Below are 1031 nucleotides of genomic sequence, written 5' to 3'. Positions count from 1 at the left end.
GGACGACCGCCACCGCCCGGCCGAGGCCGAGCTGCGGGGCGGCGATGCCCACCCCCTTGCGGAACGGGTGCAGCTCGTCGAGGCGGACCAGGGTCGCCGCGAGGCGGTCGGCCACCTCCCGGGCCGCCTGTTCCTCGCGGGGCAGGTCGAACGGGCGCGCCGGCTGGCGGAGCAGGTCGTCGCCGCGCTGCACGATGCCGATTCCGCGCATCCGCTCGCTGGGTCGGACCCGCCCGGCCTCCTCCGGTTCGGCCTCCGGCCGGCTGCGGAACCGCCACTGCAACCGGTAACGCGCGTTGAGCGGGGGGTCCTCGGTCGCCCAGTCGAAGATCACCCGGTCGGCGTCCTCCCGCTTGGTGACCGGCGTGCGCAGCGGGCCCTCCTCCGCCGAGAGCGAGGTCTCCGCGCCCCAGACCTGCGGGTCGAGGGCCGCCGGAAAGTCCAGGCGTACGGCCATCTGCCGGGTGGGCAGCCGGACGGCCCGCTGGAACCAGGGGCCCCACTTGTCGTGCCCGACGCAGTAGGCGTACTCGATGGTGGCCCGGTCGCCGGGGTAGAGCGGGAAGCGCCGGTCGGTGTTCTCGAAGAGCAGCCACAGTTCCTTGAAGGCGTCCCGGTCGTGCTTGGCCCGCCAGTGCATCGCCTCCCGCTCGTCCCCGTCCTCCCGGTACGCCTGTAGTCGCAGCTCGGCGAAGGTCAGCGGGTGTTCCCGGTGGTGCAGGTTGGAGCGCCCGGGGTCGTTGGGGTAGCGGTCGACGGCGACCCGCACCAGGTAGCGGGTGACGGGCTCGGTGCCGGCGTTGTAGAGCTCGCGCCGGATGACGCAGCGGTAGGCGTCGTCCAGGTGGGTGAGGGTGGCGAGTTCCCGCTCGACGATCAGGCCGGTGCCGGGCGGCATCCACTGCCCGGGTACGGGTGGTTCCCGGTGCGCCCGCTCGGCCCGGGCGTGGCGCAGCTCGTCGTACTCCTTGAAGCGCTGCCAGATGGCGCCGCTGGCCTCCAGCACGGCCTCGGCGCGGCGCGCGAAGTCC

Annotated in this window: 1 protein-coding gene; it reads right to left on the bottom strand. The window is 74.0% G+C overall.

Features of this window, described 5'->3' with window-relative positions:
- A partial coding sequence (locus AB0B91_RS66530) for a peptide deformylase (RefSeq protein WP_358343368.1) occupies window positions 1-1031 on the bottom strand: 1031 nt, incomplete at both ends.

It is taken from the genome of Nonomuraea sp. NPDC049141 (genome assembly GCF_040648415.1).
In the GTDB taxonomy this organism is placed as follows: Bacteria; Actinomycetota; Actinomycetes; order Streptosporangiales; family Streptosporangiaceae; genus Nonomuraea.
This window is presented reverse-complemented; position numbering and strand designations above follow the sequence as displayed.